22 protein-coding genes are annotated in these 22,054 nt (G+C 54.9%); 17 read left to right on the top strand and 5 right to left on the bottom strand.

Going from position 1 to position 22,054, the window contains the following annotated elements; genetic code table 11:
• Positions 1 to 413 precede the first annotated feature (413 nt).
• The 10 genes from LBW88_RS08985 (at position 414) to LBW88_RS08940 (ending at position 10,365) form a co-directional block, all read left to right on the top strand.
• The gene (locus LBW88_RS08985) at positions 414 to 1,019 is read left to right on the top strand and encodes a DsrE family protein (protein ID WP_224930631.1); all 606 of its coding nucleotides are present in this window, start codon (positions 414 to 416) and stop codon (positions 1,017 to 1,019) included.
• A gap of 33 nt (positions 1,020 to 1,052) precedes the next feature.
• The gene (locus LBW88_RS08980) at positions 1,053 to 1,661 is read left to right on the top strand and encodes a DsrE family protein (RefSeq protein WP_224930634.1); all 609 of its coding nucleotides are present in this window, start codon (positions 1,053 to 1,055) and stop codon (positions 1,659 to 1,661) included.
• A gap of 126 nt (positions 1,662 to 1,787) precedes the next feature.
• The gene (locus tag LBW88_RS08975) at positions 1,788 to 2,804 is read left to right on the top strand and encodes a substrate-binding domain-containing protein (RefSeq protein ID WP_224930637.1); all 1,017 of its coding nucleotides are present in this window, start codon (positions 1,788 to 1,790) and stop codon (positions 2,802 to 2,804) included.
• Positions 2,805 to 2,827: 23 nt separating this feature from the next.
• Entirely contained in the window at positions 2,828 to 3,832 is a 1,005-nt protein-coding gene (locus tag LBW88_RS08970) for an ABC transporter substrate-binding protein (RefSeq protein WP_414004078.1), read from the top strand.
• A gap of 2 nt (positions 3,833 to 3,834) precedes the next feature.
• Positions 3,835 to 4,692: an ABC transporter permease gene (locus LBW88_RS08965; RefSeq protein WP_224930642.1), complete on the top strand. Its 858-nt coding sequence runs from the start codon at positions 3,835 to 3,837 to the stop codon at positions 4,690 to 4,692.
• Positions 4,689 to 5,501, top strand: a complete 813-nt coding sequence (locus tag LBW88_RS08960; protein ID WP_224930645.1) for an ABC transporter permease — start codon at positions 4,689 to 4,691, stop codon at positions 5,499 to 5,501. The genes LBW88_RS08965 and LBW88_RS08960 overlap by 4 nt, the downstream gene beginning before the upstream one ends.
• On the top strand, positions 5,498 to 6,487 hold the full coding sequence (locus LBW88_RS08955; protein WP_224930648.1) for an ABC transporter ATP-binding protein: 990 nt from the start codon (positions 5,498 to 5,500) through the stop codon (positions 6,485 to 6,487). Before LBW88_RS08960 ends, LBW88_RS08955 begins: the two co-directional genes overlap by 4 nt.
• An 11-nt stretch (positions 6,488 to 6,498) precedes the next feature.
• Positions 6,499 to 7,329 carry a phosphodiesterase gene (locus tag LBW88_RS08950; RefSeq protein ID WP_224930650.1) on the top strand — a complete coding sequence of 277 codons (831 nt, stop codon included), beginning with the start codon at positions 6,499 to 6,501 and terminating at the stop codon, positions 7,327 to 7,329.
• Positions 7,330 to 7,494: 165 nt separating this feature from the next.
• Positions 7,495 to 9,087, top strand: coding sequence for a diguanylate cyclase (locus LBW88_RS08945; protein WP_224930653.1), 1,593 nt, complete (start codon positions 7,495 to 7,497; stop codon positions 9,085 to 9,087).
• Between the two features lie 210 nt (positions 9,088 to 9,297).
• A complete protein-coding gene (locus tag LBW88_RS08940) occupies positions 9,298 to 10,365 on the top strand; it encodes an AI-2E family transporter (protein ID WP_224930656.1) in 1,068 nt (355 codons plus the stop codon).
• Positions 10,366 to 10,399: 34 nt separating this feature from the next.
• On the opposite strand, the gene bcp is transcribed toward LBW88_RS08940, so the two are convergent.
• Entirely contained in the window at positions 10,400 to 10,867 is a 468-nt protein-coding gene (gene bcp / locus LBW88_RS08935) for a thioredoxin-dependent thiol peroxidase (RefSeq protein ID WP_224930659.1), read from the bottom strand.
• A 140-nt stretch (positions 10,868 to 11,007) separates the two neighbouring features.
• Positions 11,008 to 11,607, bottom strand: coding sequence for a glycine cleavage system transcriptional repressor (locus LBW88_RS08930; protein WP_414004074.1), 600 nt, complete (start codon positions 11,605 to 11,607; stop codon positions 11,008 to 11,010).
• A gap of 110 nt (positions 11,608 to 11,717) precedes the next feature.
• On the opposite strand from LBW88_RS08930, the gene dapA reads away from it, so the two are divergent.
• The 6 genes from dapA to ypfH all read left to right on the top strand — a co-directional run bounded on the left by dapA (position 11,718) and on the right by ypfH (position 18,458).
• Positions 11,718 to 12,596 carry a 4-hydroxy-tetrahydrodipicolinate synthase gene (gene dapA / locus LBW88_RS08925; RefSeq protein WP_224930664.1) on the top strand — a complete coding sequence of 293 codons (879 nt, stop codon included), beginning with the start codon at positions 11,718 to 11,720 and terminating at the stop codon, positions 12,594 to 12,596.
• A gap of 14 nt (positions 12,597 to 12,610) precedes the next feature.
• Positions 12,611 to 13,642: an outer membrane protein assembly factor BamC gene (gene bamC, locus LBW88_RS08920; RefSeq protein WP_084936187.1), complete on the top strand. Its 1,032-nt coding sequence runs from the start codon at positions 12,611 to 12,613 to the stop codon at positions 13,640 to 13,642.
• A gap of 144 nt (positions 13,643 to 13,786) precedes the next feature.
• Entirely contained in the window at positions 13,787 to 14,500 is a 714-nt protein-coding gene (gene purC, locus LBW88_RS08915) for a phosphoribosylaminoimidazolesuccinocarboxamide synthase (RefSeq protein ID WP_034825771.1), read from the top strand.
• 202 nt (positions 14,501 to 14,702) lie between these two features.
• On the top strand, positions 14,703 to 15,569 hold the full coding sequence (locus LBW88_RS08910) for a neutral zinc metallopeptidase (protein WP_224930667.1): 867 nt from the start codon (positions 14,703 to 14,705) through the stop codon (positions 15,567 to 15,569).
• Entirely contained in the window at positions 15,569 to 17,689 is a 2,121-nt protein-coding gene (locus tag LBW88_RS08905; protein ID WP_224930670.1) for a tRNA(Met) cytidine acetyltransferase TmcA, read from the top strand. Before LBW88_RS08910 ends, LBW88_RS08905 begins: the two co-directional genes overlap by 1 nt.
• 73 nt (positions 17,690 to 17,762) lie before the next feature.
• Positions 17,763 to 18,458: an esterase gene (gene ypfH / locus LBW88_RS08900; protein WP_224930673.1), complete on the top strand. Its 696-nt coding sequence runs from the start codon at positions 17,763 to 17,765 to the stop codon at positions 18,456 to 18,458.
• A gap of 125 nt (positions 18,459 to 18,583) precedes the next feature.
• Here the strand turns inward: ypfH and LBW88_RS08895 are convergent, their stop codons facing one another.
• From LBW88_RS08895 to LBW88_RS08885, 3 genes are read right to left on the bottom strand one after another with little or no spacing between them, the layout of a single operon-like run.
• Positions 18,584 to 18,772, bottom strand: coding sequence for a YpfN family protein (locus tag LBW88_RS08895; protein WP_224930675.1), 189 nt, complete (start codon positions 18,770 to 18,772; stop codon positions 18,584 to 18,586).
• A gap of 25 nt (positions 18,773 to 18,797) precedes the next feature.
• Entirely contained in the window at positions 18,798 to 19,925 is a 1,128-nt protein-coding gene (gene dapE / locus LBW88_RS08890) for a succinyl-diaminopimelate desuccinylase (protein ID WP_224930678.1), read from the bottom strand.
• 1 nt (position 19,926) lies between these two features.
• Positions 19,927 to 20,286 carry an ArsC family reductase gene (locus tag LBW88_RS08885; protein WP_224930681.1) on the bottom strand — a complete coding sequence of 120 codons (360 nt, stop codon included), beginning with the start codon at positions 20,284 to 20,286 and terminating at the stop codon, positions 19,927 to 19,929.
• 546 nt (positions 20,287 to 20,832) lie between these two features.
• On the opposite strand from LBW88_RS08885, the gene LBW88_RS08880 reads away from it, so the two are divergent.
• On the top strand, positions 20,833 to 21,981 hold the full coding sequence (locus tag LBW88_RS08880) for a Fic family protein (protein WP_224930683.1): 1,149 nt from the start codon (positions 20,833 to 20,835) through the stop codon (positions 21,979 to 21,981).
• The last annotated feature ends 73 nt before the right edge of the window (positions 21,982 to 22,054 follow it).

The raw sequence follows: 22,054 nt of genomic DNA, 5'->3' as shown, positions 1-22,054 counted from the left end.
TTAAAGTTACGTAAAGTTGCTCAAAATAATTGAATCTGGCATGAACTTTTCCAGGTTTACTCTGAAAAACACGCGCTAAAACAGTGAGCTGTCCTGTTTTAACCATCAGTGATTTTAATGGTGAATTTTAAAGATCCGCTGAAATTTTAGTTAAGTATGGTCATATTTTCATCGCTACCCGCTTTATAAAACCTCAACAGAGGGTAATCGATTCATGCCAGTTATTTTTTTAGTACTGCCTTCCTCTCAATCAAAAGCATTATTCAATTAGCCTGACTAATTATTATTTCCGCAATGAAAACCCCGGACAGCCCGAAACTACAGGACTTTTGCCATGCTCACGCTGTGGTATAGATAAGGCACTTTATTCAAACGGACTGTGAATTCGCGCAGTGCATGCCGGAGAGTTTTTTATGCGTTCTGTTGTCTCTTACGCCCTGATTGCCATTGTGGGCGGGATTGTTGGCGCCACCGTCAGCAAAAGTGATGATATTTATCAGCGTGTGGTGAGCCATTTTTCTGCCGAACCGACCGATCCAGAAGGATTCTGGAGCACGCCCGCCGTCGAAGGCTACGGCAAAATCCATTACGAATCTGATGCCGCGTTTAAACCGGTAGCGGGACTGAGCAACAAAGTAGTGTTTCAAATCACCAAAAGTGAAGGAGATATGAAGCGCCCTAACTTAGGGCTGGAACGTGTGGCTCGCGTGGTGAACCTCTACATTGCTTCAGGCGTGTCCGCAGACCAGCTGCACTTTGTGGTGTCCGTGACCGGCGATGCGACGCCCGCCATGCTGGATAATGCGCATTTCCAACAGTTCTATAAGGCCGACAACCCTAATCTGGCGCTGATTGGCGAGCTCAACAAATTAGGCGTCAAAGTGTCGGTGTGCGATCAGTCAGTGGCGTTCCATCACTTCCCGAAAGAGTGGATCGATCAATCGGTTATTCATGCGTTATCCAGCCCGACCACCGTGTCGACGCTGGAAAATCAGGGTTATGCCTTCCTGCAAATGTAATTGGGCTTAGGCTCTTCTATCGAGGAATGTGAAATGCGTCCAGCGTCCTATATTGTTATCGCCGCACTGGCAGGTTTTGTGGGCGGTAATGTTTTACAGCTTCCAGAACTGGTGGATAAGGTCAGCAGCAAGTTTACTGACAACAAAAGCGAGCCAGCGGACTTCTGGAGCACGCCAGCCATCGCGGGCTACGGCAAAATCCATTTTGTGAATACGCCAGATTACAACCCTGCGAATACGCCAGGCCTGAGCAATAAGATCGTTTTTCAGATCAACCGCACGGAAGGGGATGTTCGTCAACCTAACCTCGGACTGGAACGTGTGGCACGTGTCACTAACCTCTATTACGCTGCCGGTGTACCGCTGAATCAGCTGAATTTTGTCGTGTCGATCAACAGCGACGCAGTGCCCGCTGCGCTCAATAACGAACAATTCCGCAAAGCTTACGGCAGCGATAACCCGAACCTGAAGTTGATTGATGAATTGAAGCAGGCAGGTGTGAAGGTGACAATCTGCGACCAGTCGGTGGCCTTCCATCAGCTACAGAGAGACTGGATAGATACCCGCGTGACGCATACCCTCTCCAGCGGCACCACGGTGGCCTCGCTGCAAAACGAAGGTTACGCCTTCCTGATGTTGTAATTCCTTTCTGACAGCAGTTCGCGCTGCTGTCATTTTTCCGTCATATCCCCGCGATGTTGCTGTCACAGTTCGCCGCTACTTTAAGCGCCAATGAGATCGATCTCATTGCTCATTTACGAGGCGAACATGTCCGATTTAATCAGTGTGGCAAAGCTGGCTGGCGTATCACGCGCTACCGCCGCACGCGCATTTTCTGATCCCCATCTTCTCCGGCCGGACACGCTGGAAAAGGTGCTGGCGGCATCGGAACAACTCGGATTTCGTCCCAATCACATTGCACGTCAGCTGCGTACGCAAAGTTCCACCACGCTCGGTGTGCTGCTGCCTTCGCTGCTGAACCCGATCTTCTCACGGCAGTTACAGGCGATGGAGCGTCAGGCGCGCGCGGCGGGTTATGGCTTATTGGTGGCGACCAGTGATTATCAGCCAGAACGTGAAGCGGCAATTGTTGAACATATGCTGCGTCAGCGCGTCGCTGGCCTGGTGCTGACCGTTGCCGATGCGGATAACAGCGCGGTACTGACCACGCTGCACGAAGCCAGTATGCCTTTTGTCCTCGCGCACAACGTTCCGCAACAGAGCCACTGGCCAGCCATCTGCGTGGATAACCAGCAGGCGATGCGGGAAGCCACCGAGCAATTGCTGTCTCTTGGCCATCGCCATATCGGCATGATCGCCGGTCCGATGCTGCAATCTGACCGCGCTCGCCTGCGTTATCAGGGCTACTGCGATGCGATGCAGGCCGCAGGGCTGAACGCGCTGCCGGTGATTGAAATGGCCAGCCATACCCATTCTGATTTCGCGCTACTGCAACCGCAGTTGCAGGGCTCAGCACCGCTGACGGCGGTGATATGTACCAATGATTTGCTCGCCATCAGCCTGATTGGTGCTGCGGCGCGTGCCGGTGTACGCATCCCGCAGCAGCTCTCGGTGATGGGCTTTGATGGCATCGATATTGGCGAGCAGATTGCGCCATCGCTGGCGAGCGTCTCGCAGCCAGCGGATATGCTCGGTGCCTGTGCCATCGATATGTTGTTACAACAAGCCAGCCGCGGCACCCGCGTACTGGCCCATCGGTTGCGGAGCGGTGAGAGCATCGCCGCGCCAGCTACCGTTTTGACTGCCACCACCAGGGAACCATAACCACCATGAAATTCCATAAAAAAATGAAAATTCTTGCAGGAGCGATCGCGCTGACCGCCGGTTCGCTGTTCAGTACTTTCACTCAGGCCGCAGACACCGCGATCTGCTACAACTGTCCGCCCGAGTGGGCTGACTGGGGTACACAGCTCAAAGCCATTGCCAAAGACACCGGCATCACCGTGCCACAAGACAACAAAAACTCCGGCCAGGCGCTGGCGCAAATGGTGGCGGAGAAAGGTAATCCTGTTGCAGATGTGGTCTATTACGGCGTCAGTTTCGGCATCCAGGCAGACAGCGCGGGCGTCATCACCGGCTACAAGCCGCAGCACTGGGATGATATCCCCGCAGGAATGAAAGATCCCAACGGTAAATGGGTCGCACTGCACTCTGGCACCATGGGCTTTATGGTCAACGTGGATGCACTGGGCGGCGCGCCGATCCCGCAATCCTGGGATGACCTGCTGAAGCCTGAGTACAAAGGCATGATTGGCTATCTCGACCCGGCCAGTGCCTTTGTCGGTTATGTGGCTGCTGTGGCAGTTAACCAGGCGAAAGGCGGCAACATGCAGGACTTCACACCTGCGCTGAACTGGTTCAAGAAGTTGCAGGCCAACCAGCCAATCGTACCGAAGCAAACTGCCTACGCGCGTCTGCTCTCTGGCGAAATCCCGATTCTGCTCGACTACGACTTCAACGCTTATCGCGCCAAATATAAAGATCACGCCAACGTCGCGTTTGTGATCCCGAAAGAGGGCACGGTGACCGTTCCTTACGTCATCAGTCTGGTGAAGAACGCGCCACACGAAGCCAACGGCAAGAAAGTGATCGACTATGTGCTGTCTGACAAAGGTCAGGCGATATGGGCGAACGCCTTCCTGCGCCCGGTGCGTACTTCAGCAATGTCGCCCGAAGCGAAGAAATTCTTCCTGCCGGATAGCGATTACGCTCGTGCACAAACCGTCGACTATCAGCAGATGGCCGATGCACAGAAAGCGTTCTCTGCTAAGTACCTGAGCGAGATTCATTAATCATGTCGATCTCCGACACCCTGGCGGCTTCACGCCGCCAGGCTCGCAGCTTACCGGGCAGCAAATGGTTATGGCTGGCGTTGCCCGCGCTGCTGTTCTTCAGCGCCTTCTGGCTGCTGCCGTTTGCGCGCTTGCTGCAAATCGGTATGCAAAACGATCGCACCACCCAGCACAGCGGCTACTGGACGGTGATCACTCAGCCAAACTATCTGTTTAGCTTGTTGAATACCGTTGTGCTGTCCCTGGCCGTGACGATAGTGACGTTGGCGATTGCCGCCATCGTTGGTTGTTTTCTGGCGCGACAGCGTTTTGCTGGGCGCGGCACGTTATTAGCCTTATTGACCTTCCCGCTGGCCTTTCCTGGCGTCGTGGTGGGTTTCCTGGTGGTGATGCTGGCGGGCCGTCAGGGCTTGCTGGCACAAATCAGCATGAGCCTGGTGCACGAGCGCTGGACGCTGGCTTACTCACTCACCGGGCTGTTTATCGGTTATCTCTATTTCTCGCTGCCGCGCGCCATCGTCACGCTGGTGGCCGCCAGTGAAAAGCTCGATCGCTCGCTGGAAGAGGCGGCACGTTCACTCGGTGCCAGCCAGTGGCGAATTACCTGGGATGTGATTGTGCCCGGACTGCAACCGGCGTTGCTCTCTACCGGCGCGCTCTGTTTCGCCACCAGCATGGGCGCATTTGGCACCGCTTTCACTCTGGGTACGAATCTGGCGGTACTGCCGCTGACCATTTATGGCGAATTCACCAACTACGCCAACTTTGCCACGGCGGCGGCGCTGTCGGTGGTGATGGGCGCGGTGGCCTGGCTGGCGCTGATGCTGGCGCGCCGTCTGGCACATAAGGGGGCAGTATGAATCGTCGCGGCTTGTTTAGCCTGCAACTGCTGGTCACCACGCTGACTGCGCTGTTTATGATCGTGCCGGTGGTGCTGTCGATGCTGGCAGGTGTCACTAACAACTATTTTATCGGCCTGCGCAGCGGCTTGACCCTGAAGTGGGTTGAGCAGGTGTGGGAGATGTATGCCGACACGTTTTGGTTGTCGCTGCTGATTGCGCTGTTCTGCTTACTGGTCACGCTAGCGATTGGCGTGCCTGCCGCGTGGGGCTTGTTAAAAGCGCCTGGACGCTGGGCGGCACGTATTGAAGAGTGCCTGATGTTGCCGGTGGCGTTGCCCGGTTTAGCCACCGCGCTCGGTATCATTCTGCTGTACGGCCAGTTCTCCGGCCTGCGTGACAGCTGGGTGTTTATCCTGATTGGTCACGTGCTGTTTACGCTGCCGTTTATGATGCGCCCGGTGCTGGCAGTGATGCAGGCGGTGGATATGCCGCGCCTGGAAGAGGCTTCCGCCAGTCTCGGAGCCAGCCTGTGGCAGCGCTTCTTTACCGTAGTGGTGCCTAACTGTCGCAACGGCATTCTTGCTGGGGCCTTTATGGTGATCACTCTGTCGGTCGGCGAGTTCAACATCACCTGGATGTTGCATACGCCACTGACCAAAACCTTGCCGGTCGGCCTTGCGGACAGTTACGCCTCGATGCGACTGGAAGTGGGTTCCGCCTACACGCTGATTTTCATTTTGATGATTTTACCGCTGCTGCTGATGCTAAATGCGGTCAATCACTGGCTTAACCGCGCGGTCTCGCGCCAAAACAAGGAGGCGGCATGAATCCTGCGGCCGTTACCGTGACGTTGCGCGGTTGCTCGCGTCACTTCAATCACCAATTAGCACTGCATCCGCTCGATCTGACCGTCAATCCCGGTGAAACCCTGGTGCTGCTCGGCCCTTCTGGCTGCGGCAAAACCACCACGCTGCGTATCATCAGCGGGCTTGAGCGCTGCGATGATGGCGGCGAAGTGTGGTTCGACGATCGCAACGTTACCGCGCTGCCGATTGAGAAACGCAACGTCGGTATGGTGTTCCAGAACTACGCGTTGTTCCCCAACCTTAACGTCGCAGAGAACGTGGCTTACGGCTTGAAAGTACAGGGCGTGGCGCGCGCAGAACGTGAAGCGCGCGTGCAGGAGATGCTGGAACTGGTGGATCTCAGCGCCTTGTCGCAACGCAGTATTGATAAGCTCTCGGGCGGACAGAAACAGCGTGTGGCACTGGCGCGCGCGCTGGCGGCTCGTCCTAAAGTGCTGCTGTTTGATGAGCCGCTGGCGGCGCTGGATGCGCGTTTGCGTGACCGCTTACGCCTGGAAATCGGCACGCTGCTGAAGAAGCTGGCGATCACCGCCGTGTACGTCACCCACGATCAGCAAGAGGCGATGGCCCTCGGCGATCGTATTGCCGTGATGGAGCAGGGGCGTCTGGTGCAGATCGATACGCCACAAAATATCTATCAGCATCCCGCTTCGAAGTTTGTTGCTGATTTTGTGGGGGCGATTAACTGCGTCGATGTTGATAAGCGCGGCAATCCACAGCGCTTCTGTCGTCCGGAAGATGTGCTGCTCGCCGATGACAATCGTTATGCACGTCAGGGCTTTATCCTCGCCAGTACCTTTTTAGGCGCCTCGCAGCGGTTGATGATCGACATTGGCCTGGCGACGCCGATTCAGGTTGATCGCCACGCGCGTGAAGCCTGGCACGCCGGACAACCGGTGAGCTGGACGCTGGCGCAGGACGCCGCACTTCAATTTTCTGCATCCTGAGGAAGAATTTCGTGTCTGAAGCATTGACGCTGATTGCGCAAATAAGTGATTTACACATTAAGGCCAACGGTCGCCTGTCGTACAAAAAAGTGGATACCCAGGCGGCGCTGCTGCGGGTTATCGAGACATTGAATCGTTTGACGCCGCGCCCGGACATGGTGGTGATCACCGGCGATCTGGTGGATTTTGGCAACGCGGAAGAGTATCAAACGCTGCGAACGGCGCTGCGTCGTCTGCAGCTGCCTTACATGCTGATGGCGGGCAATCACGACGATCGCCAGCAGTTACGCGCGGCGTTTCCGGATCACCACTATCTGCAGCGCGGTGAAACCCTCAACTGGCAGGCGCGGGTGAAAGGTGTGCAGCTGCTGGCGCTGGATTCCAGCGTGCCGCAGCAGCCTTGGGGCTATGTGGATCAAGCGCAGCTGGCCTGGCTGGAAGAGCAGCTGGTGCGTGAGCCGCAATTGCCCACGCTGGTGATGCTGCACCATCCACCGCTGATTTCCGGTATCGGCCATATGGATAAGCAGCCGCTACGCAATCCTGAAGCGCTGGCGGCGATCATCCGCCAGCATCCGCAGGTGGAACGCGTGCTGAGCGGCCATTTACATCGCTCGGTACAGGCGCGTTTTGCCGGGACGCTGGTCTGCGTGGCACCGGGCGTGTCGCATCAGGTGGCCTTTGATTTATCTGAAAATGGTCCGGCGAATTTCGTGCTGGAACCGCCTGGTTTCCTGCTGCATCGCTGGCATCCTCAGCAAGGTATGACGACGCATCAGTGCGCTATCGGCGATTATCCGGGACCGTGGCCGTTCTATGATGCGAATGGTCTGATCGATTAGCGCCAACGTTTGCTGAATAATTACGCGTGCCTGACAGGATGGTTCGTGCTCAATCTGGTTTGCAGGTGTACAATTGGCGGTTCCCTCACCAGGGGTAGCTAGTCCAACTATAACTATATTGTCAGGCACGCAAATTATGAATTCTCACACCAGGGCGGTTGCGTCATGCTGATGCGCATCCGGCCAAAAACTGACCTGCGTACGCTGATCGCGTTGCTGGCGATCACCAGTATCGTCATTACGCTCGCCAATACGTTGTACGCCACCTGGCGCGTTCAGCGTATGGTGCTGATCGAGAGCACTCTCGAAGCCAATCGCGCTTATGCCACCAAACTGGCTGCCACCACGGAAGTCTTTTTCCAGCTGGCACAGTCGCAGCTGCACTACAGCGCGACGCAGTTGGGCAAGGATTTTGATAATCCGGAACTGGCGCAGCAGGAAGTGAACCGTCTACGTGAGCAAACCAACAGCTTTAACTCCGTTGCGGTGGTCGATACCAACGGGATAGTGAAAGCAATTTCGCCTGAGTCACTGATGCTCAAAGGCATGCAGCTCACCAGCCAGGCCTCGCGGGAAGCGCTGGCGCAGCGTCAACCGATGGTGAGTAAACCCACCATCTCTGCTGCCAACAATCTGGTGGTGTTTGTCTCCTGGCCAATCTGGAGCAACGAAGGGCGCTACCTTGGCTATGTCGGCGGCACCATCTATCTGAAGAAGAAAAGTATTCTCAATGCGTTACTCGGTGAGCAGTTCTACCGGGATGGCACGCGCGTGTATGTACTGGATAGCAACAATCAGGTGCTTTACCACCAGAATATTCAGCTGATTGGTAAAACCGCGCCGGAGATCGTCAGCGAGCGTCAACGCAAAGAGAGCACCAATGGCGAGGTGCAGGTCATCGAAGAAGACACGCCGAAACTGGCGGGTTACGCCATTGTGCCGACCACTGGCTGGATGGTGGTGGCGCTCAAACCGACTGACGTCACCCTGCAACCGCTTTCCGGCTTGCTGCTGAAAGTGCTGAAAAACTCTGTACCGTTTGCGCTGCTGACCTTGCTGATGGCGGTGATTTTCGCCCGTCTGATTGCCTTGCCGCTGTGGCAACTGGCGCGTAAAGCCAGCCAGATGGATACCCAGGGCGTATCGGGTGAAATTGGCGGTATTCGAGCCTGGTACTTCGAAGCGGCGCAGGTGAAACGCGCCTTGCTGACGGGGATTGGTCTGGTTCAGGACAAAATCGGTCGGCTGAAATCGGAAGTACAAACCGATCCGATGACCAGCCTGCTTAACCGCCGTGGCCTGAGTGCGGTGCTGGATTACTTCGAAACCATGCGTCAGCCCTTCGCGGTGCTGGCGCTGGATATCGATCACTTCAAACGGGTGAACGACAACTTCGGCCATGATGTGGGTGACGAAGTGATCAAACAGGTGGCACGAACCCTGCGCAACAGTGCGCGCCAGACTGACGTGGTGTGCCGTAACGGCGGCGAGGAGTTTCTGATGCTGCTGCCAGCTACCTCAACGGAAGAAGCGCGTGTGATTGCCGAGCGCGTGCGCACCAGCATTGCCGAGAGCTGGATTGACCATGTCGGCCATATCACGCTGTCGGTGGGTATCGCGCATTGGGAAGCGGACAACGGGCCGCAAGACATGAGCCTGAAACAGGCGGATGCTGCACTTTATCAGGCGAAAAATGCCGGGCGTAACTGCGTGATGATTGCCGGCCAGGACGCGCTCGTGAGTAGCATTACGCGCTAGCGCTTTCCGGGTGCCATAAATGGCTCCCCTACAACAAGACAGCGCAACGGGTCCGGTGCGCACAGACGCGCAATATCGCCGGGTTTTCGTAAGGTGCGCACAGACGCATAATATCATCTGATATTCGTAGGGTGCGCATTGATGCGCATCAGGCAATCGCTGCAAATTTCTGTACAATCGCCATCCCGTTTTTGGCGTCAAGGAAGTGAAATGCTGGTTCTGCTTTTCCAATGGTACAAACGTCGCTTTAGCGATCCCGAGGCGATTGGCCTGTTGGTGATCTTGTTGATGGCGTTCTGCATCCTGTTTTTCTTCAGTGGGTTATTGGCACCGTTGCTGGTCGCGCTGGTGCTGGCTTATCTGCTGGAGTGGCCAACCGTTCGGCTGCAGCGCCTGGGATGCAGCCGTACCTGCGCGACCAGCATGGTGCTGATTGTGTTCGCTGGCATTTTGCTGGTGATGGTGCTGATTGTCGCGCCGGTGGCCTGGCAGCAGGGCATCAACCTGCTGCGTGACTTGCCGAATATGCTGAACAAGCTCTACGTCTATGCCGCGGGTTTGCCGAAACGTTTCCCGGCGCTGGTGGATGCGGGCATCATCGATATCATCGTGGAAAATCTGCGCAGCCGTTTGACCGGATTAGGTGAATCACTGGTGAAATACTCTCTCGCCTCGCTGGTGGGATTGATGACGCTGATGATCTATCTGGTGCTAGTGCCGCTGATGGTGTTCTTCCTGCTGAAAGATAAAGATCAGATGCTGAACGCTGTGCGTCGTGTGCTGCCGCGCAATCGTGGTCTGGCGGGCGTGGTCTGGCAGGAGATGAATCAGCAAATCACCAACTACATTCGCGGCAAAGTACTGGAAATGGTCGCGGTAGGTTTTGTCACCTGGATTGCCTTCCTGATACTGGGACTTAATTACGCGCTGCTGCTGGCGGTGCTGGTGGGGATTTCTGTGCTGATCCCTTACATCGGCGCCATGGTGGTCACCATTCCGGTTATTGGCGTCGGTCTGTTCCAGTGGGGCTTAGGCACCGAATTCTGGACGATGTTTATCGTTTATCTGGTGGTGCAGGCGCTGGATGGTAATGTGCTGGTGCCGATTCTATTCTCTGAAGCGGTCAATCTGCATCCGCTGGTGATTATACTTTCGGTGGTGATTTTTGGTGGCATGTGGGGCTTTTGGGGCGTGTTCTTCGCCATCCCGCTGGCCACGTTAATCAAAGCCGTGGTCCGCGCCTGGCCTGAAACCACGCTGGAGCATCAGCAGGGGTAAAGAAAACGGGTGCACATTGTGCACCCGTTTTGTTTTATGCCGACTTCAGATAATCCAGCACGATATCGTGGTGGTTCGACGTTTTGAAGTCGTCGAAAACTTTCTCAACTTTGCCGTTGCCATCAATCAGGAAACTGGTGCGGTGGATGCCGTCATAGGTTTTGCCCATAAAGGTTTTCTCACCCCAGATACCGAACTGCTCACACACCTGGTGATCTTCATCAGAGAGAAGGGTGAAGTTCAGCACTTCTTTTTCGACGAAGCGTGACAGTTTTTCAGGCTTATCGGTGCTGATGCCCAGCACTTCCACGCCCACGGTTTTCAACGCATCCATGTTGTCGCGCAGACCACAGGCCTGAACGGTGCAACCCGGCGTCATGGCCTTTGGGTAGAAATAGACCAGAACGCGCTGTCCCTGGAAGTCGGCCAAATTTACTTGTTCGCCGTCCTGATCGGGCAAGCTAAATTTCGGTGCGGTATCACCGGCTTTCAGTGGATTCATCACAACTCTCCATTTTTTTCTTCATGCTGTGGGTAATACACCATCGCGGGAAAAAGTACCAGCGGGTGCCACCCTCTGGGTTATTTCACTACACGGTATGCCGTGCGGCAGAGTGTGTGGAGAAATAACCCGGCGTTAGTTTACAGGGTGTTGTTGGCATCGTCGGTGACACTATAAAGACGAATTGAGCCTTGTGCATGCAGTTCTTCACACAGATTGTTGAAGGCTTGTTCAAACGGTGCACTGGCATGGTTATCGGGACTGTGTGCCGTCATCTGAATATACAGCGTCGGTGGGACACCTTCCTGTGCCGGGGTAATACGCGACACCAGTTCGGCAATGTTCATCTGATGTTTGTCGAACAGATCGGTGAAGCGCTCAATGAGATGGGGCGAATCCGGCACTTCCACCTGCACCCATACAGTGGCGGGCATCGGCGGGGTGATGCGCGCATTAGTGCGCTTCATGACAATCAACAGTTCCAGCTCAGCCCCTTTCATTGGCAATGTCGATTCAATCAGGGTTATCGCGTTCCAGCTACCCGAAAGCAGCATAATGAACGTGAACTCATCCCCGAGCATCGCCAGACGGCTGTCTTCAATATTGCAGCCGCAGCTACTGACGTGGCGAGTGATGGTATTGACGATTCCCGGACGATCAACGCCCAAAGCGGTGATCACCAAATGGTGAGGCTGTGACTGCGACAAAATGGCATTTCCTGTACGTTCGCTAATAACCATAAGGTAAACATAAAAAAAACTGCTGACAAGGGCAGGAATGGCTTGGCTCGCTTGCTTTTCTTTCGAGGTAAAACGTAACATGAGGCACTTGTTTGTCGAGGGGATAGCCCATGTTCACCGGAAGTATTGTTGCGCTCATTACGCCAATGAATGAAAAAGGTAATGTCTGCCGCGAGAGTTTGAAAAAACTGATTGATTATCATGTTGCCAGCGGCACCGCGGCGATTGTTTCTGTTGGCACCACCGGCGAATCCGCTACCCTCAGCCATGAAGAACATGGCGATGTGGTGATGCAGACCCTGGAGCTGGCTGATGGCCGCATCCCGGTGATTGCCGGAACCGGCGCCAATGCCACTGCTGAAGGTATCTCTCTCACTAAACGCTTCACCGGCACCGGTGTGGTGGGTTGTCTGACTGTGACGCCTTACTACAACCGTCCAACCCAGGAAGGTCTGTTCCAGCACTTTAAAGCCATTGCTGAGAGCACCGATCTGCCACAGATGCTGTACAACGTGCCATCACGCACCGGCTGCGACATGCTGCCAGAAACCGTGGCTCGCCTGGCTGAAATCAAAAATATTATCGGAATCAAAGAGGCGACCGGGAACTTATCACGCATTACTCAGATCCAAGAGCTGGTTAATAATGAGTTCATTATTGTCAGCGGCGATGACGCGACAGCATTGGATTCCATGCAACTGGGCGGCAATGGCGTTATTTCGGTCACGGCTAACATTGCAGCGCGTGAAATGGTTGAACTCTGTGCGCTGGCGCAACAGGGTAAATTTGCCGAAGCGCGTCGCCTGAATCAGCGTCTGATGCATCTGCACCAGACGCTTTTCTGTGAACCCAATCCAATCCCGGTTAAATGGGCAGCGAAACAGCTAGGATTAATCGCGGATGACACGCTGCGCTTGCCAATGACGCCACTGACCGAAGCGGGTCAGGCGAAAACGGCTCAGGCGCTGATTAAAGCGGGTCTGCGATAAATTAGGGAGAATCAATGAGTTATTCAGTTAAGCGCTCGACGCTGGCAACCGTGGTGGGCTTGTCCACCCTGATGCTGCTAACAGCTTGTTCCAGCGATCAGCGTTATAAGCGCCAGGTCAGCGGTGATGAATCTTACCTGCAGGCGCCTGAACTGCATGATTTAAAAGCCCCGGCGGGGATGATTCTGCCTCTGCAGAATGGCGATTATGATGTGCCGCACACTGTCGCCAAGGGTGCTGTAGGTAAAGAGTTGGATATTCGTCCTCCGGCTCAACCCCTGGCGTTGCTGAACGGAACGCGTGCGCAGTTCAATGGCAACACGGCCGTGTTGGCAGTGGAAAGCAGCCGTGGTTCTATCTGGTCACAGGTCGTCAATGTGATCCAGTCTTACAAGTTCCCGATTGCACAGCGTGATGATGCTGGGCAGCAGCTGACCACCGATTGGGTGCAGTGGAACCGTGCGGATGAAGACAACCAGTATCGCGGTCGTTACCAGATCAGCGTACAGAACCAGAGCTATCAGCAAGTGCTGACGGTTCGTCTGCTGGAACTGCAGCAGAAAGGTGAGACGGTGACTTCCCCTGCGCAAATCCAACGCTACACCGGCCAGATGCTAAACGACATCAGTACCGGTCTGGATAAGATTGATACCGCCAGCGCCGATGCCGCTGCAGGCCGCGCAACCGGACAGATTGATGTCCAGAGCGGCGCAGATGATACCGGTCTGCCACTGCTGGTGCTGCGTTCACCGTTTAACGTCACCTGGCAGCGTCTGCCAGCGGCGCTGAAGCGTGTGGGTATGGAAGTGACTGATGACAACCGCTCGCAGGGTAGTCTGAAAGTGACCTACAAACAGCCAGGCAGCAGCGCGTTTGACGCGATTGGTGCGAAAGATCCTGAGCTGCCAAACGGCGATTACAAATTGCAGGTTGGCGATCTGGATAACCGCAGCAGTCTGCAGTTCATTGATCCTAAGGGCCATGTGCTCACTCAGGCGCAGAATGACGCGCTGGTGGCCGTGTTCCAGGGTGCACTGAACAAATAAATTGCCAAAGGGCCGGAGATTCTCCGGCCTTTTTGTTTTGATTTTGGCATAATAGCGCCCGGCGAAGTAAACGATTGCGTCAGGCAGTCGTCGCGCGGTGAAACACCGCTGAACACGGGTTCTTTCATGTTTGGAGTTAATGAGATGCAAAAGCGAGCTGAGTTGTATCGCGGTAAAGCGAAAACCGTATACAGCACCGACAATCCGGATCTGCTGGTACTTGAATTCCGCAACGATACGTCAGCAGGAGACGGTGCACGAATCGAGCAGTTTGATCGTAAAGGGATGGTGAACAACAAGTTCAACCATTTCATCATGACCAAATTGCAGGAAGCGGGCATTCCGACCCAGATGGAAGCGCTGCTGTCGGATAACGAAGCGCTGGTCAAAAAGCTGGAGATGGTGCCGGTGGAGTGCGTGGTACGCAACCGTGCGGCAGGATCGCTGGTAAAACGTCTGGGCGTGGAAGAGGGCATGCTGCTCAATCCACCGCTGTTTGATCTCTTCCTGAAAGATGACGCCAAACACGACCCGATGGTTAACGAATCCTACTGCGAGACCTTTGGTTGGGTGAGCAAAGCCAATCTGGCGCGCATGCAGGAACTGACTTTCAAAGCCAACGACGTACTGAGCAAACTGTTTGATGACGCGGGTCTGATCCTGGTCGACTTCAAGCTGGAGTTCGGTCTGTTCAATGGCGAAGTGACGTTGGGCGATGAGTTCTCGCCAGACGGCGCGCGTCTGTGGGACAAAGAGACCATGGACAAAATGGACAAAGACCGTTTCCGTCAGAGCCTCGGCGGCCTGATCGAAGCGTATGAAGAAGTGGCGCACCGCCTGGGTGTGAAACTGGATTAAGTTTCAATTGGTGTGCATCACTGCGCAACTGATGAAATCTTGCCGTAAGGGCGTCATTGATGACGCCCTTTTCTGTTTCTGCTATTCCTGCACGCTTTAATTCGCCTCCTTTCTCTCAATCTCGCTACGCTTGCGCCGCAACGCTGGTGATTAGCAACGCCGCCAACTAAAATCATGCAAAACCTTTTAACAGGAGCGAGCCATGCGCTGGCAAGGTCGTCGTGAAAGCGACAATGTAGAAGATCGTCGCAATGATTCACCCGGAATGGGTGGCGGCGGCGGGCGGCAAATCCGTTTGCCGCGCGGCAAAGGCGGCATCATCCTGCTGATTGTGGTGGCGGTGGCGGGTTATTACGGTTATGACCTCACCGCGCTGCTGCAAGGGGAAACGCCGGTGACGCAACAGCAACAGCGCCCGGTTAACTCTGCGCAGGATAATGAAGATGCCAAATTCACCAAGGTGATTCTCGCGACCACCGAAGAGACCTGGGGCACGCTGTTCCAGAAAATGGGCAAACAGTATGTACCGCCTAAGCTGGTGATGTATCGCAATGCTACCTCGACCAGCTGCGGCACCGGTCAGTCGGCGATGGGGCCGTTTTACTGCCCGGCAGATCAAACCGTTTATATCGATCTATCGTTTTACGATGATATGAAAACCAAGCTGGGTGCGGGCGGAGACTTCGCGCAGGGCTATGTGATTGCCCATGAAGTTGGCCATCACATCCAGAAACTGCTGGGCATTGAGCCAAAAGTGCGTCAGATGCAGCAGGGTGCCACTCAGGCGCAGGCCAATCAGCTGTCAGTAAAAATGGAACTGCAGGCGGACTGCTTTGCCGGCGTGTGGGGCCATTATGTGCAGCAGCAAAATATGCTGGAAGTGGGCGATCTCAAGAAAGCGCTGGATACCGCTGAAGCGATTGGTGATGACCGACTGCAGCAGAAAAGCCAGGGGCGCGTGGTGCCGGATAGCTTCACACACGGCACTTCACAGCAGCGTTATACCTGGTTTAAACGCGGTTTCGACAGCGGTAACCCCGGCGACTGCAACACCTTCGCCTCTAACTGATGTCATTAATTGATATCACCGCCGCGATGCAGCGTGCGGGTATTCGACGCTTGTGCGTCGTCTCCGGTGAAGCTGACTGGGCGCTGCAACAGGCGGTCGAATGGCGTGCGGTGCTGCCCGGTGACTGGCTGACGCTCAGCGACAACGATGATTTCCCCCAACGCGTCGCCCCCGCTGCACTGCGTACGTTGTTGGGGCGTGAATTCCAGCATGCGATTTTCGATGCGCGCAGCGGTTTCCATGCGGAGGCCTTTGCGGCGTTGGCAGGCACGTTGCGTGCGGGAAGCTGGCTGCTGTTACTGACGCCGCCGTGGCACGACTGGGCCACGCAACCGGATGACGACAGCCTGCGTTGGGCCGATGTCGCTGAACCCATCGCCACGCCTCATTTTATTCACCATCTGCAGCAGTTAATGGAGCAGGATCAGCAGGTCATGTTGCTGGATCAGCACCAGCACCAGCACCAGCAGCCTGTTCGCGCACCCGAATTATTGCATCAGCATAAGCCTGTTCGCGCATCCGAATTATTGCATCGGCATAAGCCTGTTCGCGCACCCGAATTATTGCATCGGCATAAGCCTGTTCGCGCATCCGAGTTACTGCATCAGCATCAACCTGAGCGTACACCTGCCTTGCTGGATTTACCCGATTGGCACTGCCAGGCACCCCAGCAGCAGGCGCAGATCCTGCAACAATTGCTAACGATGCCCTCTGGCGTGGCGGTGATCACTGCCGCGCGCGGGCGTGGTAAATCGGCGCTGGCCGGCATGCTGGCGCAGCATAATCAGCACTGCCTGGTAACGGCACCCGCCAAAGTTTCCACTGAAGTGCTGGCGGCGTTTGCCGGTGAACATTTTCACTTTATGGCGCCAGATGCCATTCTCGCGATGGATGCTGAGCCGTCAGTGCAGTGGCTGATTGTTGATGAAGCGGCTGCGATTCCAGCGCCGTTGTTACAACAGCTGGTTCAACGTTTTCCGCGCGTGTTGATGACCACTACCGTGCAGGGTTATGAAGGCACCGGGCGCGGCTTTATGCTGCGTTTCTGCGCCACCTTGCCGCAGGTAAAACATTTCCAGCTCGATGAACCGCTGCGCTGGTCTGCCAACGATCCGCTGGAAAAGTGGCTAAGCCAGGCGTTGCTGTTTGAGGATGCTATAGAAAGCGAACCTGGCGGCGAGATAACGATTTTCCCGGCCACGCCTGAGCAAGGGGTGCTGGAAGCAGGTTATCGTCTGCTGGCGAGCGCGCATTATCGCACTTCTCCTTTGGATCTTCGCCGCATGCTGGATGCGCCGGGCATGCGCTTTTGGCTGGCTGGTACGCCGGAAAATATTGTCGGTGCCTTGTGGCTGGTGGAAGAGGGTGGGTTAGAGGAGCCGCTGGCTGAAGCGGTCTGGGCAGGTTTACGCCGCCCGCGCGGTAATCTGGTCGCACAGTCACTGGCTGCGCATGCCGGATTTACGCAAGCCGCCACCTTACGCTCGCAGCGCATCAGTCGTATCGCCGTGTTAGCCGCACAACGGCAGCGTGGCATTGGTAGCGCGCTGGTTGCCGCGGCACAGCAGCAGGCCGATGGGTGCGATTTCCTTTCTGTAAGTTTTGGCTATACCGAGACGCTGTGGCAGTTCTGGCAGCGCTGTGGTTTTACCCTGGTGCGCATCGGCTCTCAGCGTGAAGCCAGCAGCGGTTGCTATGCCGCGATGGCGATACGCGCCTTAACGCCGGCAGGAGAACGACTGCAGCAGCAAGCGGCACAGCGTTTTTCGCGTGATGCGGTGTGGCTGCGCGACATTATTGATCTTCCTTTCGAGACCACAGAGCACCCGCAAACACTCAATGATGATGACTGGCCGCTTCTGGCAGGATTCGCCTGGGCGCAGCGGCCGTATGAAGCGAGCTATGCCGTTTTACAGCGCCTGGTTCGCGCCTCCTCGCAACCGCTACTTGAAGCCATTCTTGTGCAAAAACAAGCGCTGACTGAGGTCGCTCAACAAGCCGGCATCAGTGGCCGCAAGGCACTGGTGCTACGTCTCCGACAGGAAGCGGCTGCGGCCCTGATGCAGTGTGATGCCAGCCGCGCGAAACAGTGGCAGCAGCAGTTGGCATCATTGCAATAAATCCATTATCTCGTTCAAATTTTCCCAATATCACTGTGGCCTCAGCGGCGTATAGTGATTTGAGGAGGATCTTATGGCACTACGATATGTAATTGTTCAGCAACCGACGCACGCTGCGCAGCTGTTTTTGCTGTATCACGGCGTGAATGACAACCCTGATTCGATGGCACAAGTCGGCAACTGGTTCGCCAAAGCGTTTCCGGAAGCGTTCGTTGTGGCGGTGGGCGCGCCTTATCCCGCTAGCGAGCCGCAGGGTCGCCAATGGTTTGCGGATATCCCCGCGCATGACCGCTCAGAGCAGCAGGGCATCAATGCCGTGATGCCGATGTTTGTGGAGTCGGTGCGCCATTGGCAGCAGGCATCGGGTGTTCGGCCGGAAGCTACCGCACTGGTGGGCTTTTCGCAGGGCGGCACCATGGTTCTGGAAGGCGTGAAAGCGAAAGCCGACCTGGCAGGACGCGCGATTGTGTTCAGTGGTCGCTACAGCACATTGCCTGAGCGTGCCAGTTCACGGAATACCATCCACCTGATCCACGGTGATTATGATGAGCAGATCCCGTTAGAGCATGCCGAAGCTGCCATGCAGCGATTAACCGCGCTGGGAGGCGATGTGACGCTGGATGTGGTGGACGATTTGCCGCACGCGATTGATGACCGCAGCATGCAGCTGGCGTTGAATCATCTGCGTTATACCATTCCGCGTCGATATTTTGACGAGGCGCTCAGCGGTGCTAAACCGGGCGATGATGATGTCATCATGATGATGTGATGGCAGGACAGTGAGGTTGGCAATTAACCAAACGGCGAGATAAATCGCGCATTACTGTAGCCAGTTCGCTATCAGATGCGCGATGAATCACGCCGTCAGGTTTACAGGGGAAACGTTAGCCGCAATTATTTCTTCTTCGGCCAGTCTTCGTCATCGTCCCATTTATCGTTAAAGTCGCGATGCGGTGGTAAATCCGGTTTGTTATCCATGAATTTTTTATGATCGATACGTTTTAAATCTTTATAAACGTTCATTAAAATACCGACCATCAGCAGGATCACTAAGATCCACCAGTACTCTTTAAAGAATTCCATCCCATTGCTCCTTTAGCGTGCTTACTTAAGCGATCAGCTGTTCCATGATGCGCTGGTACATACGACTCAGCATCTGCAAATCTGACGCTTTCACGCACTCATTGATTTTATGAATGGTGGCATTCACCGGGCCCAGCTCCACAACCTGTGCACCCATCCGCGCGATAAAGCGTCCGTCAGAGGTGCCGCCTGTGGTCAGCAACTGTGGCTTAATTTCATTATAGTGCGCGACAGCATTTACCACGGCATCAACCAGTTTGCCACGCGAGGTCAGGAACGGCTGACCGGAAACATTCCACTCCAGGGTATAACGCAGCTGATGGCGATCCAGCAGCGCCGCAACGCGCTCTTTGATCATCTGATCGGTGAGTTCAGTGCTGAAACGGAAGTTGAACTGCACGAAAAATTCACCAGGAATCACGTTATTGCTGCCAGTACCGGCCTGCACGTTGGCAATCTGCATGCTGGTTGGCGGGAAGAATTCGTTGCCCTGATCCCATTCGGTGGCGACCAGCTCATTTAATGCCGGCATCGCGCGATGCACCGGGTTATCGGCCAGATGCGGATAGGCCACGTGACCCTGCACACCGTGGATGGTGAGATTAGCGGTCATCGAACCGCGACGGCCGTTTTTCACCACGTCGCCAACGATTTCGGTACTGGAAGGCTCGCCCACCAGGCAGTAATCCATGCGCTCGTTGCGCGCCATCAGACGCTCAACCACTTTCACCGTGCCGTTAACCGCGCTGGCTTCTTCATCGGAAGTGATCAGGAATGCCAGACGCCCTTTGTGCTGCGGATTAGCCGCGACAAAACGTTCAGCAGCCACCACCATCGCCGCCAGCGATCCTTTCATGTCCGCGGCACCACGGCCAAACAGCATGCCATCACGAATCGAAGGCTCAAACGGCGGGCTGATCCAGCGATTAGCATCGCCCGGTGGCACCACGTCGGTGTGACCGGCAAACGCCAGAGTTTCGCCCTGGCCGCGCGTGGCCCAGAAGTTCAGCGTATCGCCGATATGCATCGGCTCGACCGTAAAGCCAATCGCTTCCAGACGCGCCACCAACAGCCCCTGACAACCGGCATCATCCGGACTCAGTGACGGGCGACGAATAAGCTGCTGAGCCAGCTCAATGACCGGACAGAACATGTTATGACTTCTCCTGGATAAATGCGTGATAAAGGGAATCTTTAAAACCGACCAGCAGATCGCCATTTGGCGCAGACAATACCGGACGTTTGATAATGGCAGGCTGAGCGAGCATCACGGCTTTCGCGCTGGCCGCATCGGTGACGGCTTCACGCTCGGCTTCCGGCAGATTGCGCCAGGTGGTGCCGCGCGTATTCAGCAGCACTTCATAACCCAGCTGGTCGATAAAGGATTGCAGCAGCGCATCATCGATGCCATCCACGCGATAATCGTGAAAACGATAGTCGATGCCGGATGCGGTTAAATAGTTGCGTGCTTTTTTTATGGTGTCGCAATTTTTAATGCCGTACATTTTAAACATAGCGCGTCGGTACTCTTAAATGCGTAAGTGTTTCCTGTATTGCCGTATCCGTTCTGATGCTCAAAGCACTGGCGATGGTCCAGGACGCCAAGAAGCAAAGTGGCTTAATGTTCAGAACATGGGGCATTCCCTGGGGCTGGATTGTAACAATACCGAGATGATCCTAGATAGCATGAAATCAGCATTTGAAGGCCATCATCAACGCGATTCGGGTTAGGGATGCTGTTCTCAGAGGTTAACGCGGAGCTTATCGAACGTACTGCACTTATTTGTGCAAGCCCCGAACGCTTCCCATTCAAGGTAATGACGTTCCTTCTCTGTTTATCGAGCACAGTAAGTGCTCCGTTCCCTTAGACATTCACTGTCCTCGCGATGGGGTCTTTTTCAAAGGCCTCAAGACTGGCGCCTCTCAGGTTGCTACAGCGTCAGGTCCGACTTAAAGTAAAAATTTTTTAAAACAGCAATCCGTTATTAAAGCAGTCTTTAATAAGGCATGGCATAATTAAAAAACCTTTAAATAACGTCATCAGCGATGAAAGGATTTTTATGAAACGTGCTTCCGGCCAACTCATCACAACGACCAGCTATGATGAGACGGTCAGTGCATTTATGCCGGCCCCCTTACCCCCCACGGCACCAGAACTTGATCCTGCCTCTTTCACTGAGATTAATGAAAAGGCGGAAAAATCGCTGGCCAGACTGTCTGGCATGTCAGGGCTGGTATCGTCGAGTGAATGGCTGGTCTACAGTGCTATTCGTAAAGAAGCATTGCTTACTTCACAGTTGGAGGGCACGCAGGCAACTTTGGCTGATATCTTTGATGAAGAGGCCGGGCTTGCCGTCACGAATGTAGATGACGTTGAAGAGGTCACTAATTACCTGCGAGCCTATAAATTCGTTCACGATGAAATGAATACCGCATCGGGGCTGCCTGTTTGCGTGCGCTTGTTAAAAAATGCTCATCAGATGCTGTTATCTGGCGCACGTGGGGCAGCAAAACAGCCCGGAGAGGTTAGAACGACGCAGAACTGGATTGGCGGCACAAGACCCGGCAACGCATCTTATGTTCCGCCGCCGCCTGAAAAAGTCGGGGACTTACTGTCCGATCTGGAGAAGTTCATCCACGCGCCCGACCATTCACTTCCGCCACTTGTCCGTATAGCACTCGTACACGCTCAGTTCGAAACTATCCACCCCTTTCTGGACGGTAATGGCCGCATCGGCCGCTTGCTGATAGCGATGTTGCTTGAAGAGTGGAAACTGCTGAATGAGCCGCTGCTGTATGTTTCAGGCTACCTGAAACAACATCAGAGATACTACTACCAGTGCCTTACTGAAATCCGCTCCAGCGGCAACTGGGAGCAGTGGGTTGCCTTTTTCCTTGAAGCTGTGACCTTCTCCGCTGAGGAAGCCCAGCAGGGCATCATCAGAATTGCGACCCTTTTTGCTGATGACAGAAAGAGGATGCTCTCTATGAAGTCAACATCTGTACACAGTATCCGCCTGTTTGAGTTTTTACCGACAATGCCGAAGCTGACCGTTGATCGGGCAGTTGAACTGCTGGAGGTAACTTATCCGACAGCAAACGCAGCGGTGAAAAGTCTGGTAGAAGCGGGCGTGCTGGTTGAGACCTCAGGCAGGTCTCGTCACCGGAGCTACGAGTACAGACGATATGTCGAACTTTTGCGGGAATAACAGGATTCAGCATCCAGCGTTTTATTTGTTTTTTCATGATTATTTTGGCGTTATCAAAGTTACTTATTAGATC

This window comes from Pantoea sp. alder81, assembly GCF_020179835.1.
Taxonomy (GTDB): Bacteria; Pseudomonadota; Gammaproteobacteria; order Enterobacterales; family Enterobacteriaceae; genus Pantoea.
This window is presented reverse-complemented; position numbering and strand designations above follow the sequence as displayed.

Excerpts from the sequence above, each read along its gene's own strand:
- LBW88_RS08945 (WP_224930653.1), top strand. The coding sequence starts at position 7,495 with ATGCTGATGCGCATCCGGCCAAAAACTGACCTGCGTACGCTGATCGCG.
- LBW88_RS08930 (WP_414004074.1), bottom strand. The coding sequence starts at position 11,607 with ATGGTTATTAGCGAACGTACAGGAAATGCCATTTTGTCGCAGTCACAG.
- LBW88_RS08985 (WP_224930631.1), top strand. The coding sequence starts at position 414 with ATGCGTTCTGTTGTCTCTTACGCCCTGATTGCCATTGTGGGCGGGATT.
- dapA (WP_224930664.1), top strand. The coding sequence starts at position 11,718 with ATGTTCACCGGAAGTATTGTTGCGCTCATTACGCCAATGAATGAAAAA.
- LBW88_RS08895 (WP_224930675.1), bottom strand. The coding sequence starts at position 18,772 with ATGGAATTCTTTAAAGAGTACTGGTGGATCTTAGTGATCCTGCTGATG.
- dapE (WP_224930678.1), bottom strand. The coding sequence starts at position 19,925 with ATGTTCTGTCCGGTCATTGAGCTGGCTCAGCAGCTTATTCGTCGCCCG.
- LBW88_RS08980 (WP_224930634.1), top strand. The coding sequence starts at position 1,053 with ATGCGTCCAGCGTCCTATATTGTTATCGCCGCACTGGCAGGTTTTGTG.
- purC (WP_034825771.1), top strand. The coding sequence starts at position 13,787 with ATGCAAAAGCGAGCTGAGTTGTATCGCGGTAAAGCGAAAACCGTATAC.
- LBW88_RS08880 (WP_224930683.1), top strand. The coding sequence starts at position 20,833 with ATGAAACGTGCTTCCGGCCAACTCATCACAACGACCAGCTATGATGAG.
- LBW88_RS08960 (WP_224930645.1), top strand. The coding sequence starts at position 4,689 with ATGAATCGTCGCGGCTTGTTTAGCCTGCAACTGCTGGTCACCACGCTG.
- LBW88_RS08940 (WP_224930656.1), top strand. The coding sequence starts at position 9,298 with ATGCTGGTTCTGCTTTTCCAATGGTACAAACGTCGCTTTAGCGATCCC.
- LBW88_RS08910 (WP_224930667.1), top strand. The coding sequence starts at position 14,703 with ATGCGCTGGCAAGGTCGTCGTGAAAGCGACAATGTAGAAGATCGTCGC.
- LBW88_RS08975 (WP_224930637.1), top strand. The coding sequence starts at position 1,788 with ATGTCCGATTTAATCAGTGTGGCAAAGCTGGCTGGCGTATCACGCGCT.
- bcp (WP_224930659.1), bottom strand. The coding sequence starts at position 10,867 with ATGAATCCACTGAAAGCCGGTGATACCGCACCGAAATTTAGCTTGCCC.
- ypfH (WP_224930673.1), top strand. The coding sequence starts at position 17,763 with ATGGCACTACGATATGTAATTGTTCAGCAACCGACGCACGCTGCGCAG.
- LBW88_RS08955 (WP_224930648.1), top strand. The coding sequence starts at position 5,498 with ATGAATCCTGCGGCCGTTACCGTGACGTTGCGCGGTTGCTCGCGTCAC.
- bamC (WP_084936187.1), top strand. The coding sequence starts at position 12,611 with ATGAGTTATTCAGTTAAGCGCTCGACGCTGGCAACCGTGGTGGGCTTG.
- LBW88_RS08965 (WP_224930642.1), top strand. The coding sequence starts at position 3,835 with ATGTCGATCTCCGACACCCTGGCGGCTTCACGCCGCCAGGCTCGCAGC.
- LBW88_RS08970 (WP_414004078.1), top strand. The coding sequence starts at position 2,828 with ATGAAAATTCTTGCAGGAGCGATCGCGCTGACCGCCGGTTCGCTGTTC.
- LBW88_RS08905 (WP_224930670.1), top strand. The coding sequence starts at position 15,569 with ATGTCATTAATTGATATCACCGCCGCGATGCAGCGTGCGGGTATTCGA.
- LBW88_RS08885 (WP_224930681.1), bottom strand. The coding sequence starts at position 20,286 with ATGTTTAAAATGTACGGCATTAAAAATTGCGACACCATAAAAAAAGCA.